Source organism: Candidatus Pristimantibacillus lignocellulolyticus (assembly GCA_023639215.1).
Taxonomy (GTDB): domain Bacteria; phylum Bacillota; class Bacilli; order Paenibacillales; family Paenibacillaceae; genus Pristimantibacillus; species Pristimantibacillus lignocellulolyticus.
In genome coordinates this window covers 629,322-646,533 of sequence record CP097899.1, presented here as the reverse complement: position 1 = coordinate 646,533, position 17,212 = coordinate 629,322, and the positions used below count along the sequence as shown (strand labels likewise).

Annotated in this window: 12 protein-coding genes and 1 other annotated feature; of the genes, 8 read left to right on the top strand and 4 right to left on the bottom strand. The window is 38.0% G+C overall.

The features are described from left to right. Window positions 1-29: 29 nt before the first annotated feature. The gene (gene acnA / locus NAG76_02630) at window positions 30-2,744 is read right to left on the bottom strand and encodes an aconitate hydratase AcnA (protein URN95172.1); all 2,715 of its coding nucleotides are present in this window, start codon (window positions 2,742-2,744) and stop codon (window positions 30-32) included. A gap of 489 nt (window positions 2,745-3,233) precedes the next feature. Between acnA and NAG76_02625 the strand changes: the two genes are divergently transcribed. The 7 genes from NAG76_02625 (at window position 3,234) to NAG76_02595 (ending at window position 10,046) form a co-directional block, all read left to right on the top strand. Next, window positions 3,234-4,457 carry an amidase domain-containing protein gene (locus tag NAG76_02625; GenBank protein ID URN95171.1) on the top strand — a complete coding sequence of 408 codons (1,224 nt, stop codon included), beginning with the start codon at window positions 3,234-3,236 and terminating at the stop codon, window positions 4,455-4,457. A 108-nt stretch (window positions 4,458-4,565) separates the two neighbouring features. Then, window positions 4,566-5,678 carry a D-alanine--D-alanine ligase gene (locus NAG76_02620; GenBank protein ID URN95170.1) on the top strand — a complete coding sequence of 371 codons (1,113 nt, stop codon included), beginning with the start codon at window positions 4,566-4,568 and terminating at the stop codon, window positions 5,676-5,678. A 187-nt stretch (window positions 5,679-5,865) separates the two neighbouring features. Then, window positions 5,866-6,180, top strand: coding sequence for a hypothetical protein (locus tag NAG76_02615; GenBank protein URN95169.1), 315 nt, complete (start codon window positions 5,866-5,868; stop codon window positions 6,178-6,180). Window positions 6,181-6,183: 3 nt separating this feature from the next. Further along, window positions 6,184-7,206 carry a UV DNA damage repair endonuclease UvsE gene (uvsE, locus tag NAG76_02610; protein ID URN95168.1) on the top strand — a complete coding sequence of 341 codons (1,023 nt, stop codon included), beginning with the start codon at window positions 6,184-6,186 and terminating at the stop codon, window positions 7,204-7,206. 190 nt (window positions 7,207-7,396) lie between these two features. Then, the gene (locus NAG76_02605) at window positions 7,397-8,245 is read left to right on the top strand and encodes an inositol monophosphatase (protein URN95167.1); all 849 of its coding nucleotides are present in this window, start codon (window positions 7,397-7,399) and stop codon (window positions 8,243-8,245) included. Between the two features lie 183 nt (window positions 8,246-8,428). Continuing rightward, window positions 8,429-9,703 (top strand): methyl-accepting chemotaxis protein, encoded by a 1,275-nt coding sequence (locus NAG76_02600; GenBank protein URN95166.1) that lies wholly within the window; start codon window positions 8,429-8,431, stop codon window positions 9,701-9,703. Between the two features lie 196 nt (window positions 9,704-9,899). Next, window positions 9,900-10,046 carry a hypothetical protein gene (locus NAG76_02595; protein ID URN95165.1) on the top strand — a complete coding sequence of 49 codons (147 nt, stop codon included), beginning with the start codon at window positions 9,900-9,902 and terminating at the stop codon, window positions 10,044-10,046. 535 nt (window positions 10,047-10,581) lie between these two features. On the opposite strand, the gene NAG76_02590 is transcribed toward NAG76_02595, so the two are convergent. Then, entirely contained in the window at window positions 10,582-11,367 is a 786-nt protein-coding gene (locus NAG76_02590; GenBank protein URN95164.1) for an SDR family oxidoreductase, read from the bottom strand. A 233-nt stretch (window positions 11,368-11,600) separates the two neighbouring features. Continuing rightward, window positions 11,601-11,818: a binding site (T-box leader), on the top strand. Window positions 11,819-11,859: 41 nt separating this feature from the next. Between NAG76_02590 and argS the strand changes: the two genes are divergently transcribed. After that, entirely contained in the window at window positions 11,860-13,539 is a 1,680-nt protein-coding gene (gene argS / locus NAG76_02585) for an arginine--tRNA ligase (GenBank protein ID URN95163.1), read from the top strand. Between the two features lie 142 nt (window positions 13,540-13,681). On the opposite strand, the gene NAG76_02580 is transcribed toward argS, so the two are convergent. Further along, window positions 13,682-15,307: a response regulator gene (locus NAG76_02580; GenBank protein URN95162.1), complete on the bottom strand. Its 1,626-nt coding sequence runs from the start codon at window positions 15,305-15,307 to the stop codon at window positions 13,682-13,684. A 2-nt stretch (window positions 15,308-15,309) separates the two neighbouring features. Next, on the bottom strand, window positions 15,310-17,127 hold the full coding sequence (locus NAG76_02575; GenBank protein URN95161.1) for a histidine kinase: 1,818 nt from the start codon (window positions 17,125-17,127) through the stop codon (window positions 15,310-15,312). Window positions 17,128-17,212: the final 85 nt, after the last annotated feature.

The window sequence follows — 17,212 nt, the reverse complement described above, 5'->3', positions numbered from 1 at the left end:
ACCTCTTGTCTTATATTTTATTCCAATAATTACATATTAGCAATCATTTGACGTAGTACTGTTTGAAGAATACCACCATTATGGTAGTAATCAACATCCACTAGTGAGTCAAGACGAACGATAGCGTCGAATTCAAACACAGTACCATCTTCACGAGTCGCTGTAACCTTAACTTCTTGGCTAGGTTGAACATCGTTAGAAAGACCAGTAATATCGAATACTTCACGTCCAGTAATACCTAGAGTTTTCCAGCTTTCTCCGGCTTTGAATTGAAGCGGAAGCACACCCATACCTACAAGGTTAGAACGGTGAATACGCTCAAAGCTTTCAGCAATAACTGCTTTAACTCCTAGAAGGTAAGTACCTTTAGCAGCCCAGTCACGAGAAGAACCAGTACCATACTCTTTACCAGCGATAACAACAAGGTTTTTACCTTCTGCTTGATACTTCATGGAAGCATCATAGATAGACATTACTTCTTCAGTAGGTAGGTAAGTTGTTACGCCACCTTCAGTTCCTGGAGCAACAGCATTACGGATACGGATATTAGCGAAAGTACCACGCATCATAACTTCATGGTTACCACGACGAGAACCATATGAGTTAAAGTCTTTGCGCTCTACGCCATTATCGATCAAGTATTGGCCACCAGGGCTGTTCACTGTAATGTTACCTGCAGGAGAGATATGATCCGTTGTTACAGAATCGCCCATTAATGCAAGTACGTTAGAACCTTTAATATCAGCGATCGGATTCAACTCTGTACCAAGGTTAGAGAAGAATGGAGGGTTTTGAATATATGTTGATTTCTCATCCCACTCATAGCTTTCGCCTTCTGGAACATTAATAGCATTCCAACGCTCATTTTGCGTAAATACGTTCTCGTATTTGCTATTGAACATTTCAGGATTAAGTGATGAAGCAACGGCTTGCTTAATCTCTTCATTTGTTGGCCAAATATCTTTCAAGTATACCGCTTCACCTTGTGCGTCATAGCCAATTGCTTCAGTTGAAAGGTCAATGTTAACCGTTCCAGCAAGCGCATAAGCGACTACAAGTGGAGGCGATGCAAGATAGTTTGCTTTAACTTGAGCATGAACACGACCTTCGAAGTTACGGTTACCAGAGATAACAGCTCCAACAGTCATATCATTGTCAGAAATAGCTTGGCTAACTTCTTCTGGAAGTGGACCAGAGTTACCGATACATGTAGCACAACCATAACCAGCAACATGGAAACCAAGAGCTTCTAGTGGTGCGATTAGGTTAGCTTTGTTCAAGTATTCTGTAACAACTAGAGAACCAGGAGTTAGAGAGCTCTTCACGTATGCAGGCTTAGTAAGACCACGTTCTACAGCTTTTTTAGCTACTAGACCAGCAGCAAGCATTACGCTTGGGTTAGAAGTATTCGTACAGCTTGTAATAGCTGCGATTACAACTGCACCGGTTTTCAGTTCTGTTTCAGCACCGTTAGGATGCTTAACTGGAACGCTTTGAGCAATTTTTTCTTCAGATAGACCATAGCCACCTTTATCAACTGGCTTACGGATAATATCATTGAATGCTTGCTTCATATTTGTAAGTTCAACACGGTCTTGCGGACGTTTTGGACCTGCAAGAGACGGCACGATAGTTGAAAGATCAAGCTCGATAATATCAGAGAAAACAGGATCTGGAGTAGCATCAGTACGATACATATCTTGTGCTTTATAGTAAGCTTCAACAAGCTCGATTTGATCCTCTTTACGACCTGTTTGACGCATGAATGAAAGCGTCTCGCTATCAACTGGGAAGAAACCAACAGTAGCACCATACTCAGGAGCCATATTAGCTACTGTTGCACGGTCAGGAAGAGAGATATTAGATAGACCAGGACCGAAGAACTCAACGAATTTACCAACAACGCCTTTTTTACGAAGCATTTCAGTAACAGTTAGAGCCAGGTCAGTCGCAGTAGCACCTTCAGCAAGGCTACCTGTTAATTTGAAACCGATAACTTCAGGCATAACGAAGTATAGTGGTTGACCAAGCATACCTGCTTCAGCCTCGATACCACCAACGCCCCAACCAACAACACCAAGACCGTTGATCATTGTTGTGTGAGAGTCAGTACCAACAAGAGAGTCAGGGAATACAACTGTTTCGCCATCGATTGTTTTAGTAGCAGCAACAGATGCTAGATACTCAAGGTTAACTTGGTGAACGATACCAGTTCCTGGAGGAACGGCACGGAAATTATCAAATGCTGTTTGTGCCCAACGAAGGAAACGGTAACGCTCTTCATTACGCTCAAATTCAACTTTAGTATTATATTCAAGAGCTTCAGGAGTACCGAAAGCATCTACCATGATAGAGTGGTCAATAACTAGATCTACAGGAACGAGTGGGTTGATTTTCTTAGGATCTCCACCAGCTTTTTTCACTGTGTCACGCATTGCTGCTAAATCAACAACAACGGGAACACCTGTAAAATCTTGCAATACGATACGAGCAGGGATAAATGGAATTTCTTTATCTTCGCGACCGTTAGCCCAGTTAGCCAATTGTTTTACATGCTCAGAAGTAATTGCGCGACCGTCGAATTGACGTACTGCTGCTTCTAGAAGCACTTTAATTGAGAAAGGAAGTCTAGAAATATCATTGAAACCTTGTTTCTCTAATCCACCAAGATGATAATAAGTGAATTCTTTACCGCCAGAGGTTAATGTGGAACGAACAGAATATTCATTTTGAGTAGCCATCATGAGTCTCCTTTTTGTTATTAATTCGATTTAGTTTCATAGAGTGAAACTAAATTTCAAAAACCGTATATGTATAGTATAGCGGTAAAACTACATGGACGTAAAGTTATTTTGTAAGCTTTCTCATAAATATAGTTAAGCATCCCTTTTAGGGAAAGAAATATTGCTAGTTACTCATATAAATGGAGATGTAGCGACTTATTTGTATCGCTAGCTCTATAGTATTAATTCCTCTTACACCATTTCCACAGGCATGAAATTTAGTGTCTATAACTTCAAATTTGCGCATACGAGCATCATAGACCATAAAAATAATCTACCGCACCAATACTGCGCATTTTATCTCATTAACTTAAAAACATTCCAAAACGCGCAGTAGGACGAGCTAGCAGTAACAATTTCTACATGTATTTGCTAGTACTCGCATATAATGAACCAGTTATTCATACGTTGAGCTTGGACGGAATGATTATATATGTTGGGAGGGAAAACATGAGTAGGTCACCAGCTAATCCAAAGCGCAAACCGAAAAAGACCCCGAGAGTAAATAAGCAGGCTGTATTACATGCAACACAAGGTACAAGAGTACAGTCACAGCGACAATCCAACAATTATATTTCTCATACATTGCAGCAATCCAATACTCCAGTAATTAAAGCCTCACTGCCCCCATTGAGCTCTGCTAATCTTAAAGAACGTAAATTAGATTGGAAGCCAGCATTACAGCAATATATAACAAGATACAATCAAGCTGAAACCGATCAATTTGCACCACGCTTAAATGACTTGTATAGCGACGAAATACATCATGATCGAGTAGAAGTTAGGCTAGATCGTATTCGTGAACGTGACCTTTTACGGGGCGTTCATGCGGAAGGCAGTGAAACGAAAGCAGAAATTGTACAAGTGAATGAACTGGATCGTGAGATTGTTGTAAATCTCCGTCTACATGTGAAAAGAAGATTACAACAAGATGGTCAACAATATATAGAGGAACGTTATGATCATGAACGAGTATGGTTAATGTACGATCAAGGAAAATGGTTAATAACTAAAATCGAGCCAATTATGTTAGAGCGTAAGCCTCGATTTGGTGGGGCAGTTATGGATTGGAGTTCTGAACATGAAGCGGAAGAAGAACCTCCTGTTATTGCAGTACCATACTTAAATACAGATGTTATTCCTAATTTCCGTAGAACGATGCAAGGGAAGCGTTATCGGCGTGATTTAGTCGTTGCATACGCGGATCAATGGTGGAATAAAGGAAATCCTACTTACGAAGAATTCGATTCGAATTGTACGAATTATGTTTCTCAATGTATCTTTGCAGGTGACGTACCAATGATCTATACTAGTAGAAGAGATAGTGGATGGTGGTACAAAGGAAGGCAGCAAGGTAAAGAATGGTGGAGTTACAGTTGGGCAGTTTCTAAGGCATTGGCATCTTTTCTAATGAAACCACGTAAGCAAGGTTTACGTGCTGTTGAGAAGGAATACGCTGACGAGCTAGAACTCGGAGACATTATCGTATATGACTGGAATGGAAATACTCGATATCAGCATACGACTATTGTGACGGCATTTGATGCGAAAGGTCAGCCGCTCGTTAATGCAAATACAGCAGCAGGCAGACATCGTTATTGGGATTATCAAGATTCTTATGCTTGGACACCTAATACTCATTACCGCTTCTTTCATATAACTGACTATGTATAGTAGATAACATCTCTAATATTCCATATCTTATTTTTAGATCATTCATTCATTAATCGTAGAAATTTTAATCAAACATATCATTATAATGATAGTAGTGGAGGCAAAGTAATGGGAAGCAAAGTTAAGGTAGGCCTTGTATACGGTGGTAAATCTGGAGAACATGAAGTATCATTGTCCACCGCATTTGCAGTAATGAAAGAATTCGACTATAACAAATATGAGATTAAACCTTTCTATATTACAAAGCAAGGTCAATGGATCACTGGTCCATCGATGACAGAGGCACCTGCATCTGGAGAACAATTACGCTTTGAAGCTAACGAGGAATCAAGTAAGGGAACAACACATTCGGCATTATTTTCTATTTTTAGCGCATTAGACGGCGTGACGCATGAACAACAAGTTGATATCATGTTCCCGTTGTTACATGGGACATTCGGTGAAGATGGGACGATTCAAGGTCTATTTGAAATGGCCAATATCCCTTACGTAGGTACAGGAGTGCTTGCTTCTTCAGTAGGTATGGATAAAGTGTTCATGAAAAAAGCATTTGCTGATGCAAATCTTCCGCAATGCGTATTCCGTTACTTTACAAAAGCACAATGGCTGAAGGATCAATCATTTTTCTTAATGGAATGTGAAATTGCCCTTGGTTATCCTTGCTTTGTAAAGCCCGCTAATCTAGGTTCTAGTGTTGGAGTATCTAAAGCCAATAATCGTGAAGAACTTATAAAAGCTATTGATTATGCATTCCGTTTTGACCGTAAAGTTATCATTGAGGAATTTATCGATGCACGTGAAGTGGAAGTTAGTGTATTAGGTAATGATGAACCCAAAGCATCTATCGTTGGTGAGATTATTTCTTCAAATGACTTCTATGACTACAAAGCGAAATATATCGATGGTAAATCAACAATGGCAATTCCAGCTAATATAGATGAAGCCAAAATGACTGAACTAAGAGAAATGGCAGTTACGGCATTCAAAGCTATCGATGGAACTGGATTATCTCGTGCAGACTTTTTCTTGGAGAGAAAAAGTGGTAACATTTATATTAATGAGCTGAATACATTGCCTGGCTTTACGCCATTTAGTATGTACCCATTGTTGTGGAGAGAAAGCGGACTTAGTTATCAACAATTGCTTGATGAGTTGTTGAATCTAGCTTTCGAACGCCATGCGGCTAAGCAACAAATTGATTTTGTTGGCGATAATATGTAAATTATCACCTTATATAATGCCCGTCCCTACTACGGTGGGAGACGGGTATTTCCATAAGGGTAACTGAGTATGGTATTGTAATTTTATAGGTTTCGAATAGGAAGTTAAACTAGCTATCAAAGTGTACAGACAAGATTTAAATGATCATAAATAAACAATTCAATTTTATGAAGGTGAGGAAAAAAATATGGGATTTCAAACTGAATTCAACTCTGTATGTAAATTCAAATCTGAGCAGGAGCTTTATGAATTGTTAGAGTACGGTAAGGGTAAAATGGTGAAGAAAGGATTCAGAGTTTATCCTACTGGTCAAAAGGTTATTGCCTACACACCTAACAATGATGCGGTTGCGATTGTGCGCATATTGGCTTCTATTGCTGAGATCAATTTCCAAGGTGAAGAAGTGACACAAGTTGAGATGGAACTTATTCGTAAATTAACAGAAGAAGAAGCACGCGTGCAAACGGCATTAGCGTATGAAATGTTCTTCGGAGAGCGGTAATATATGAAAGTAAGATTTGGGTTTGTCGCAATGAGTGTCATCCTTGAAAATGCATCACCATCAAAGACGATGACTTATGCTAGCTTTTCTAAGCTTAATGATCGTCAAGCTGCGATTGGGCGACTTGAACAGATCGCGCAACAAAATTTACATAATACGTTACGTTTGTTGAAACATGCTCATGGTAATGATGTGAAACTTTATCGGCTCACATCTAAACTAATTCCACTTGCTACACATGATGGATTGGCTGGATGGGACCCATATCCGATTTTAGCTAATGATTTCAAAGCGATCGGAGACTACGCTTTAGAAAAAGGGATCAGAGTATCACTTCATCCCGATCATTTCTGCGTATTAAGTACACCTCGACCAGAAGTGCTTGTTAATTCTATTAAAGATCTTGAATATCATGTCGATATGCTGGAAGCAATGGGATTAGATGAACGTTCTAAATGTAACATACATATGGGTGGTGCTTATGGAGATAAGGTCACTTCCAGTGCTCGTTTTATAGAACAGTTTAGCAGCCTTCCAGATCGTTTGAAGCATAGAATTACGCTTGAAAATGATGATAAAACATTCAATGTAGAAGAAACTTTAATAGCAGCAGAAGCGGTTTCGGTGCCGATGGTGCTAGATATCCATCATCATGCGGTTAATCCAGGTCATATTACTGACGAAATGGTTACAGAACAATTTTGGCCACGTATCCAAGGGACTTGGGAAAAAGAAATGCAAAGACTAGAATTATCGAGTTTAGAGCAACTCCCGGTGAAGATTCACGTTTCCAGTCCAAAAAGTATCTCGGATCCTAGAGGGCATGCTGACCTAGTTGAAGTAGCTCCGGTTCTTAAATTTCTTAGAGCGATTGCTCCAAAAGCTAGTCATGTTGATTGTATGTTAGAGGCGAAATCAAAGGATCAAGCTGTATTTCAATTAATGGACGAGTTGAAGCAACTTGCTCTTACATCAGATGATATTTCGATTCTCGATGATGCTAGCATTGAAATAACGATAAGGTAAATAACGTTCCCTATTGTAGTTGCGAATTTTTCTAAGTTTCTACTGCAATAGGAGATTTTCACATACAAGATGTAAACGTTTTCGTAAACTATATTTGAAGCGACCACAAATTTATAATAATATGAATGAGAATGTTGAATTAATGATAGAGAACAATCAAGATTAAGTAAAGAGAGAAGAGTGATAGATCGTGAATGAAGAAAAATTGCCTCCAGTTGTAGGGGTTAAGAGTTTCACAGCTGTCGCCATTAATAGTGCAGCAAAAGCTGGAGAATGGATTAAAATAAAACTAGGTAGTTTTGAAAATCTAGAATTAAAATATTCTACTGCAGATCTAGTTACGGAAATCGACAAAGGCTCAGAGCGATTGATTAGAAAATTAATTGGTACACACTTTCCTGATCATGCTTTTCTAGGTGAAGAAGGTGTTGAACCTGGTGCTGAAGCATCATCAAAAGCTATCGCAGATGTGAAGGATGCTGAATATTTATGGATTGTTGACCCAATCGATGGGACGACTAATTTCGTGCATGGGTTTCCATTTTTCTGTGTATCGATTGCATTAGCTTATAAGGGAGAAGTTATTGTCGGAGTCATCTATGATCCGATGAAAGATGAGCTTTTCGTAGCTGAAAGAGGTAAGGGTGCTTATGTACACGGTAAAGTATTGACTGTGTCCAAGGATAATATATTGCAACAAAGTCTTATTGCTACAGGTTTCCCAGCAGACCCTACACACGCACTACCACTTAATATGAAGAGTTTACAACATATTGCACCGAAAGTACGTAATGTTCGTGTGTCCGGCTCAGCAGCGCTACATATGGCGTATGTGGCAGCGGGACGTCTTTCAGGTTTTTGGGAAATGAATTTGAACAGTTGGGATCTTGCAGCTGGCTCACTTCTTATTCAAGAAGCGGGAGGTACGGTAACAGATATAGATGGTAAACCTTATAACTTAGAAGTGCGTAATGTTGTATCGTCTAATGGGCTTATTCATTCCGAGTTTGTCGATGAATTACAAAAGTCATTACAATAATGATCAATAATTAAATTGATAAAATTATGAAAATTAGTTGTTATTAGTTAATTTAGAGTTGATAGATTTGACAAAACAGTGAATAATAGTTGTTGTGTATGTTACCAAATAGTGATATTTCTCACGGTGTACATCGTAAAACTCCACTAAGATTAAAATATATTAGGGTAAAGGAGCAAAAATATGAAAATTCGACAAAGCATAGTTCGGAAATTCGTGCTAGGTATAACGGTTGCCTCTTCAATTACATATGCAACGAGCGCTTTTATCTTACTTGTTATGGATGGATTGTTTGACACGATACCAACCTGGTTATTTGTAGTAGGAACCCTTGCTTTCGGGGTGTTTTGGACAGGATTATTCGGTTATTTTGCTGCTAAATGGTTACTTCGTCCTTTACTTGCGTTGACTAATAATGTTACTGAAGCGGCTACAGGTAATTTGAATGTAGCATCAGTAGAAATAAAGAGTCGCGATGAAATGTATCAACTTAGTGTGGCAGTAGACACAATGTTACGTCAATTTAGAACTATAGTAGAAAGTATTAAAGAGAATTCGGCACAAACGGATAAGCATGTACAGGAACTACAAGGTGCAGTAAATCAGTCTGCAGTTCAACTTGAAGGATTGACAGTTCAATCTGAACAGATTACTTCTGGTACGAGTATGCAAGCTAGTTCTACTAATTTACTATATTCGTCAGCAGATGAACTTTATCATTCAGCACTTCATATGCAATCTGAAGCTAATGTTGCGAAACAACGTACGGAGGACATGAATCGTGCAGCCACTCAAAGTGAAGAAGTATTCCGCTCACTTGTAGACGGTATGCACAAGCTAGAAACGTTGAACAAAGGCTCTTTAGAAACGATTGAACAACTAAGTCAGCTAGCAGAAGAGATTGGAAATATTTCAAGTGTAGTTGGCGGAATAGCAGATCAGACCCATTTACTAGCTCTGAATGCAGCAATTGAAGCAGCAAGAGCTGGAGATGAAGGTAGAGGGTTTGTTGTCGTTGCTCAAGAAGTTAAGTCGTTAGCAGATAGTAGTGGACAAGCAGTTGGTGAAATCCGTACATTAATAGAACAGGTTCAGCAAGGCGTTGCTCGTGCGGTACAATATATTACAGAGCAATATAAGCTCTCTAGCCAAGAGGCGGAGAATGGTGAGAAGTTTGCACAAGCTTTCCATGAAGTGAAAACAGATGCTGTTTCTGTTGCAGTTACGGTGGAGAAAATGGCAGAATTGCTTGCAAAACAAGCCGTTCAAGTAGATGAATCACGTGAACAAACAAGTCGTGTCGCTCAAGTGGCAGAGAATATTAGAGAAGGCGCAGAACGAGTTCATGATACGTCTCAACAACAAGCAGCAGTGATGGAAGAAATCGCAGCTTCAACTGATGAGTTACGCGTGAAATCAACTGATCTACTGCAAAAAGCAGCTTACTTTAGAACTTAAATTATTCAATCATAAATGACAAGAACCGATAGCGGATATACTCCACTATCGGTTTTTTGTGCTTTGTCTGTTACCTACCTGAATCACATCGTTATTAAAGTCCACTTTTTCGAACTACTTCTTCCAATCGATGTTCGAAAAGCGGGCTTTTAGAACCAAGAAGATGAAGCGCTACTTGCGGAAGGAGGAAACGTAAATGTACGTTATTGGTACATGCGTACCGGACTTCCCAAGTTCGCTTCATATTCGCCGCCGACTAAGCTACGTTAGCGTAGACATCGTTATTAAAGTCCACTTTTTCGAACTACTTCTTCCAATCGATGTTCGAAAAGCGGGCTTTTAGAACCAAGAAGATGAAGCGCTACTTGCGGAAGGAGGAAACGTAAATGTACGTTATTGGTACATGCGTACCGGACGTCCCAAGTTCGCTTCATATTCGCCGCCGACTAAGCTACATTAGCGTAGACATCGATATCAAAATCCGCTTTTTGAACTACAGCTTACAATGAAGGTTCAAGAAGCGGGCTTTCAGAACCAAGAAGATGGAGCGCTACTTGCGGAAGGAGGAAACGTAAATGTACGTTATTGGTACATGCGTACCGGACGTCCCAAGTTCGCTTCATATTCGCCGCCGACTAAGCTACATTAGCGTAGACATCGTTATCAAAGTCCGCTTTTTGAACTACAGCTTACAATGAAGGTTCAAGAAGCGGGCTTTCAGAACCAAGAAGATGGAGCGCTACTTGCGGAAGGAGGAAACGTAAATGTACGTTATTGGTACATGCGTACCGGACGTCCCAAGTTCGCTTCATATTCGCCGCCGACTAAGCTACGTTAGCGTAGACATCGTTATCAAAGTCCGCTTTTTGAACTACTTCTCAAAGGAGTGTTTCTGCTCCATCAATGTAGACCTCACTCCCCGTCACATGACTTGACCGAGATGACGCTAGAAATAGTACTAGATCAGCAACTTGCTCAGGTTGACCTGGAGCGTGTTCTAGTGGCTGTTTTCCTTCAGGGTATGTAACAGGAATCTCGATTTTACTAACTTCAGGTTGACGGAACGTGTTTTCACTAATATTCGTTGCAATTGCTCCTGGGCATATAACATTTACTCTAATTTTGTAGCGAGCAAGTTCGAGTGCTGCCATCTTGGCAAAGGCGACTTGACCAGCTTTGGAGCTACTATATGCGGACATACCGAAGCTGGAAAATTTGCGACTACCATTAATAGAACTCGTAATGATGATGCTACCACCATTAGTTTTCATATGAGGGATCGCATATTTTACAGTTAGAAAAGTACTTTTAAGATTGGTTGTTAATGTTTCATCCCATTGATCTGCAGTAATATCTTCAATAGGTGCTACAGTACCGTTAATTCCAGCGTTTGCAAATATAATATCTAACTGACCGAATGTCTGTATCGCTTGTTGGAATGCTTTTTCAACACGTTCTGGATTAGCAACATCGGTATCGATAAACAAGCATGTACCACCGGATTGTTCTATATGATTGACCGTTTTCTCTGAACGCTCATTATTCAAATCGACTAATACAATCTTTGCTCCTTCCTGCGCCATCAATAGTGCAGTTGCATGACCAATACCTGAAGCAGCACCTGTAATTAAAGCAACTTTTCCTTGCAGTTGTTTCTGACTCATTGTGTATACCTCCTGATTATTTATGGTTTCTAATAGACAAAATTATTTGCGATTAAGAAGTGTTGCTTTGCAAACATTACTATTAAGATGACCAATTACTAGAGAAATACCCACATATAGTTTTAGTTCAAACATTAAATTAATATTGATGACAAAAGAACGAGCTTTCACATACCATACTAAAAAGTTGACATTTATAATTTGAATAGGTAATATACATTAAAATCGAATAAATAAAATCAGTGATAAAGAGAGTAATTCATTGGAAATGGATAGCGAATTAGGGAGGGTGAAAGCCTAATACACGACTAATGAATGAACCGCACTTTTGAGATATTTCTTGAACAATGAGTAGGGAAAATCGGGGAGACACCTCGTTAACAATGGAAAGCGGTCACTTTTTAGTGGCAACTAGAGTGGTACCACGGGAAGATATGCTCTCGTCTCTTATTTAGAGACGGGAGCTTTTTTAATTTGAGAGGAGAAAAATAGATGATCTATGAACAGTTGGCATCCATTATTGCCCAAGCGTTAAACTATGAATTATCAAACGAAGAGGTTGCAGCATTACTTGAAAAACCGAAAAATTCGGAGATGGGGGATATAGCATTTCCGTGTTTTACATTAGCTAAAAAGTTAAGAAAAGCGCCTCAACAGATCGCATCAGAATTAGCGGAGAACATACAAGCTAATTTGATTCAAGAAGTAAAAGTAGTGGGCGGTTATGTAAATATCTTTCTCAATCAAGAAAAGCTTACTAAAGATGTATTACAGATAATCATGTCGCAAAAAGAACAATACGGTTCAATTTCATCTAGACATGAAAATGTAGTTATTGACTACTCTTCTCCTAATATTGCGAAGCCTTTCTCCATGGGACACTTAAGATCAACAGTAATTGGGAATGCACTCGCTAATATCTCTGAGAAAAATGGTTATAAAGCAGTGAAAATAAATCATTTAGGAGATTGGGGTACACAATTCGGTAAATTGATTGTTGCTTATCGACTATGGGGAGATAAAGAGGCGATAGAATCTGCTCCAATTCAAGAGCTATTAAAGATTTATGTGAAATTTCATGATATGGCGGAAACTGATGAATCGTTGAATGAACAAGCACGTGCTGCTTTTAAGTCATTAGAAGACGGTGAAAATGAAGCGCTCACCTTGTGGAAATGGTTCCGTGATGCTTCACTAACTGAGTTCGAGACCATTTATCAAATATTGGGAATAACGTTTGATTCCTATGTTGGTGAAGCTTTCTACAATGATAAAATGAAACCGATTGTCCAAGAGCTTCAGGACAAAAATCTTCTTACATTATCAGACGGTGCTTACGTAGTGGAAATGGATGATCAGATGCCCCCATGTTTAATTACGAAGACAGATGGAGCGACACTGTATGCTACGCGTGATTTAGCAGCAGCAATATATCGTCACAATGAATATGACGCTGTGAAAACTTTTTATGTAGTGGGTAATGAGCAGTCGCTCCATTTCAAGCAATTGTTTAATGTCCTTAATAAAATGGGATATGAGTGGGCGAATGAGTTGCAGCATGTTCCGTTTGGTATGATGCTGAAAGATGGAAAGAAAATGTCTACTCGGAAAGGTAAGGTTGTTTTGCTAGCTGATGTATTAGCAGAAGCGGTTGAAACAGCAATGCAAAACATCGAAGCGAAAAATCCGAATTTAGAGAAGAAGGAAGAAGTTGCTAAGCAAGTTGGAGTCGGAGCCGTTATTTTTAACGATTTGAAAAATGATCGGATGAACGATATTGATTTCTCTCTTGAACAAATGATGAATTTTGAAGGAGAGACTGGTCCATACGTTCAATACACCTATGCCCGCATTTCATCAATTCTTGAAAAGGGAAATTATGAAGAACAATCGTTAAACTTTAAAGCTTTAGGAGATTACGCATGGCCAATTGTTGTTATGTTGGAACAATTTCCAATAACAGTACAAAAGGCTTTCCTATACGCAGATCCTTCACAAATCGCAAAATATAGTTTAAGTTTAGCAAGAGCATTCAATAAATATTACGCCCATACAAAAGTGCTAAGTGATGATGAATATCAGCAAATGAAGTTAGCGTTCATTCATTGTGTAGCTGTAATATTGAAAGAATCATTACGAATGCTCGGAATTTCAGCGCCTAGTAAGATGTAATACCAATATAAATAAATTCAGAAGTTATTATTTGATATGGCGGTTGAACGAGTTTACCCGCATGTTCGAAGAGAGGCCTATACGCATGCGTATAGGCCTCTTTGATATTATTACATTCATTACATATGTTAGTCCTAATTATTTATTGTGATAACGTTTTTCGATATTCATTTGGCGTTAATCCTTCATGTTTTTTGAATACTTTGCTGAAGTATTTTACATCAGGTATGCCAACCATTTCTGCTATTTTATTTAGTTTCAGATTACGATTTAGTAATAACGCTTTTGCTTTATTTAAACGAAAACTTGTTACATACTCCGTGAAACTAATAGCATATTCTTGCTTAAATTTTCTTGAAATATATTCACGACTAATTAGAAAAGTATCAGCAATTTCTTGTAAAGTAAGCTCTTCATTATAATGAATCTCTATATACGATACAACATCAGAAAATGAACGTGATTTGTTTTGTTGAATGCCAGTAATTGCTTTCGACAGGTTCAAGTTAAACTGCAATACCCATTGTCGCCAATCATGTAGTTTAATGCTGTAATCATGGATATTCGGTGGAATAGTTAATGTATCTTGCTGTTCTAGCATAGTTAGTAACTCATTTTTTTGGTTGTGCGAAATTTCTTGTAATAATGAGCTGCGAAAGCTAAACATATCTTCTAACCATAACTGTAATAAGTGAGGGCTAATGTAACTATTATTCACAAAAAAATCTATCCATGATTTGGAATATTTTTCGATTAAATGTTGATTGCCACTTAGTAAGGCGACTCTCCATTCATCTTTTACGTTAGCAAAAGAATAGCTTTCATTATTTTGAAATTGTCGGAACTCACTAGCATTATGCAAATATGAAGCGAAATCGAGCAGATTACGATGATCTAATGCTGAAATCGCCTCGTCATATTGTTTAGCTAGACTTGTTGGAAACTTGTCTAGTGTCGTTGTACCGAAGTGGAACTTGCGAGAAAAAAGTTTATATATGACATTATTAATTTGGTTTGTAATGAAAGCTGCATTCACTTTATTATCCCATAGTAATAAGATGATTTGTTCGAATGAACCCCAGTATTTAAACGCAACGCCATTAAAGTCCCTACCGATGCATTCATTACAAATATTTTCAATAGTGTATAGTAAAAGTTCGACATCGTTACCGAACCTATCTAATAAAAGTTTATCTGCATTGTTAATTTGTAATATAAAAAGTTGTACATTAGTAATCTGGTTTGGAATAACACGATCTTTTTTCAAACGTTGTACAGTGTAGTTAATATTTGCAGTATCATTAAAAAGCCCAGACAGAAGTTTCTCATCATGTACTGGCTTAAGTTCATTAAGCATTATTGATTGTTTGAATTGAATTTGGCGCGCATGCTCTTCAGCTAACCATGTCTTTATTGCTGTAGCTACTGCAGCATTGATATTATCAGCATCGATTGGCTTTAATAGATAGTCGATTCCACCGGATTGTACAGTATGACGCATATATTCAAAATCGTCATGTCCACTTATAACAATGAATTTACAAGCCTTCGAGTGCTTTTCGATCCACCTCATTAACTCTATGCCGTCACCAGCATCCATCATCATATCTGTAATAACAAGCTGAGGTTTATATTCACTCATCATTTCAATTGCTTTATTAGCGCCATCTGCTTCTTTAATTTCAGTAATACCGTGTTCTTCCCAATTAACTAATAATCGAATCGCTTTTCGTACGCGAGATTCATCATCTACTATTAAAGCTTTCAATTTTATTCACGCTCCAATGTTACTTGTGCAGGGAAAGTAATCATGACAGAAATAATTTCAGCATTATTACTAATCTCTAAAGTTGCTTTGTTATCGTAAAGTAGTTTTAATCTTGTTAGAACATTACTTAGGCCAATGGAGGTATGTGTCGTATCTTCATTGCTATCATGGTCAATGTGGTTTAATAAATTGATTACAGTATGCTCCAACTTTTGATTTAATTCATACAACTTCTCAGGGGCAATAGGTAATCCATTATTGCTTATTTTGATACATATCGTATTAGCATGCAGGGCTTGTGCTTGAATGATTAATTGTTGATTTTCTTTATTACGCTCGAAGCCATGTTTGAAATAATTTTCCACGATCGGTTGTAATATCAACTTTGGTACAGGGAGAGATAGTAACGTTTCATCAATATGATATTGTACTGAAAATTGATTTTCATATCGTTCTTTTTGCAATTCAATATAAGCTTTAACATGATCAAGTTCATCGTTTAGCTTAACTACTTTATTGTTATTATGCATACTATACTGCATCATTTTAGCCAGCGAAGAAAGTAGTTTGTATATCTGTGCATTGTTTTGTTCTAAAGCTAACGTCCCGATAATTTGTAAGGTGTTATTGAGAAAATGCGGGTTTATTTGTGCTTGCATTGCTTTTAGTTGGTTAGTTTTACTGGATAATTCTAATTTGTACTCTCGCAATACTAAATTATTAATCGTATCCATCATTTGTCGAAAACGATTAATAATATGGCTTATTTCATCTTGATGCTTTACAGATGGAATAGCGACGTCTAATTGTCCGGTTTGAATTAAGCTCATATACCTTGAAAGCTGACGGATTGGCATCGTAATGCGAATCGAAATGATGACGGTTGCAATAACAATAACAATTAATGAAATCGTTAACAACATGAGGTTAATCGCAGCAGCTTTTTTGGTTTCTTTCGTTAAATAAGCGATAGGTATTTCCTTCACTAGCGTCCAATCAGTTAAATTGTTTTTTATTTTTTGATACACAAACAAACTGTTCTCTGCTTCAAAATAAGCTTGCTGATGTTCATTAGCCAGTACACCTTCGTCGTACCAGTTAGCAGAAAAAGGCTGTTCGTACTGCGAAGCATCATCACTGTATATGAATTGGTTGTTATGATCAATAATATAGAACTTTTCATTGCCCGAATCATATAAATTATGAACAATGTTTGTAATCGCTTTAATATCAACATCAATTGCGAGGTGACCGATCACCTCTGTGGACGGTATTTTTTGTATTTCTTTTTGCAATGTGAATACATGACGAGCCGTATAGTTGTTAGTTGTTAAAGATGTTAACCCATACGTATGGCTTAAATGGGTAGACAATAATTGTTCGCTACTATCCGTGGTCGGATATACATCGATATTATGGTTACGACTAGGCGTGTTTAATGTAACAAGTGTTGCTTTGCTATTTTTATTTTCATATAAGTACACTTGATACACATCGGGAACGACAGTTGTCATGTAGCGCAATGAATCATAAACTCGCGATTCACTAAACCTATCATTGTAGCCTCCTTGAATAAGCGTTTGAATCGTATAAATATTAGAGCTTGCACGATTTAAATTATCTAATAAGGTAGATAAATTATTCGCCCCTTGAAATAGTAAGTTCATATTTTCCGAAGCAACCCTTTGTTTTAAAGACTCGTTCGTATAATAATAACTGACAAACATCGTAGCTGAAATGGGAATAATAGTAGCAAGCAATAAAAAAACAATTAATTTACTTCGAATCGTTTTGAGCTTCAATCTAACACTTCCAATCAATATTTTACCCCTTTTAGTTCACGCTAGTAGGTATTTGTTTGTTCGTCATGACCTTATAATGACATTACTATAGCACAAAAGATTG

Excerpts from the sequence above, each read along its gene's own strand:
- acnA (URN95172.1), bottom strand. The coding sequence starts at position 2,744 with ATGATGGCTACTCAAAATGAATATTCTGTTCGTTCCACATTAACCTCT.
- NAG76_02625 (URN95171.1), top strand. The coding sequence starts at position 3,234 with ATGAGTAGGTCACCAGCTAATCCAAAGCGCAAACCGAAAAAGACCCCG.
- NAG76_02620 (URN95170.1), top strand. The coding sequence starts at position 4,566 with ATGGGAAGCAAAGTTAAGGTAGGCCTTGTATACGGTGGTAAATCTGGA.
- NAG76_02615 (URN95169.1), top strand. The coding sequence starts at position 5,866 with ATGGGATTTCAAACTGAATTCAACTCTGTATGTAAATTCAAATCTGAG.
- uvsE (URN95168.1), top strand. The coding sequence starts at position 6,184 with ATGAAAGTAAGATTTGGGTTTGTCGCAATGAGTGTCATCCTTGAAAAT.
- NAG76_02600 (URN95166.1), top strand. The coding sequence starts at position 8,429 with ATGAAAATTCGACAAAGCATAGTTCGGAAATTCGTGCTAGGTATAACG.
- NAG76_02595 (URN95165.1), top strand. The coding sequence starts at position 9,900 with ATGTACGTTATTGGTACATGCGTACCGGACTTCCCAAGTTCGCTTCAT.
- NAG76_02590 (URN95164.1), bottom strand. The coding sequence starts at position 11,367 with ATGAGTCAGAAACAACTGCAAGGAAAAGTTGCTTTAATTACAGGTGCT.
- argS (URN95163.1), top strand. The coding sequence starts at position 11,860 with ATGATCTATGAACAGTTGGCATCCATTATTGCCCAAGCGTTAAACTAT.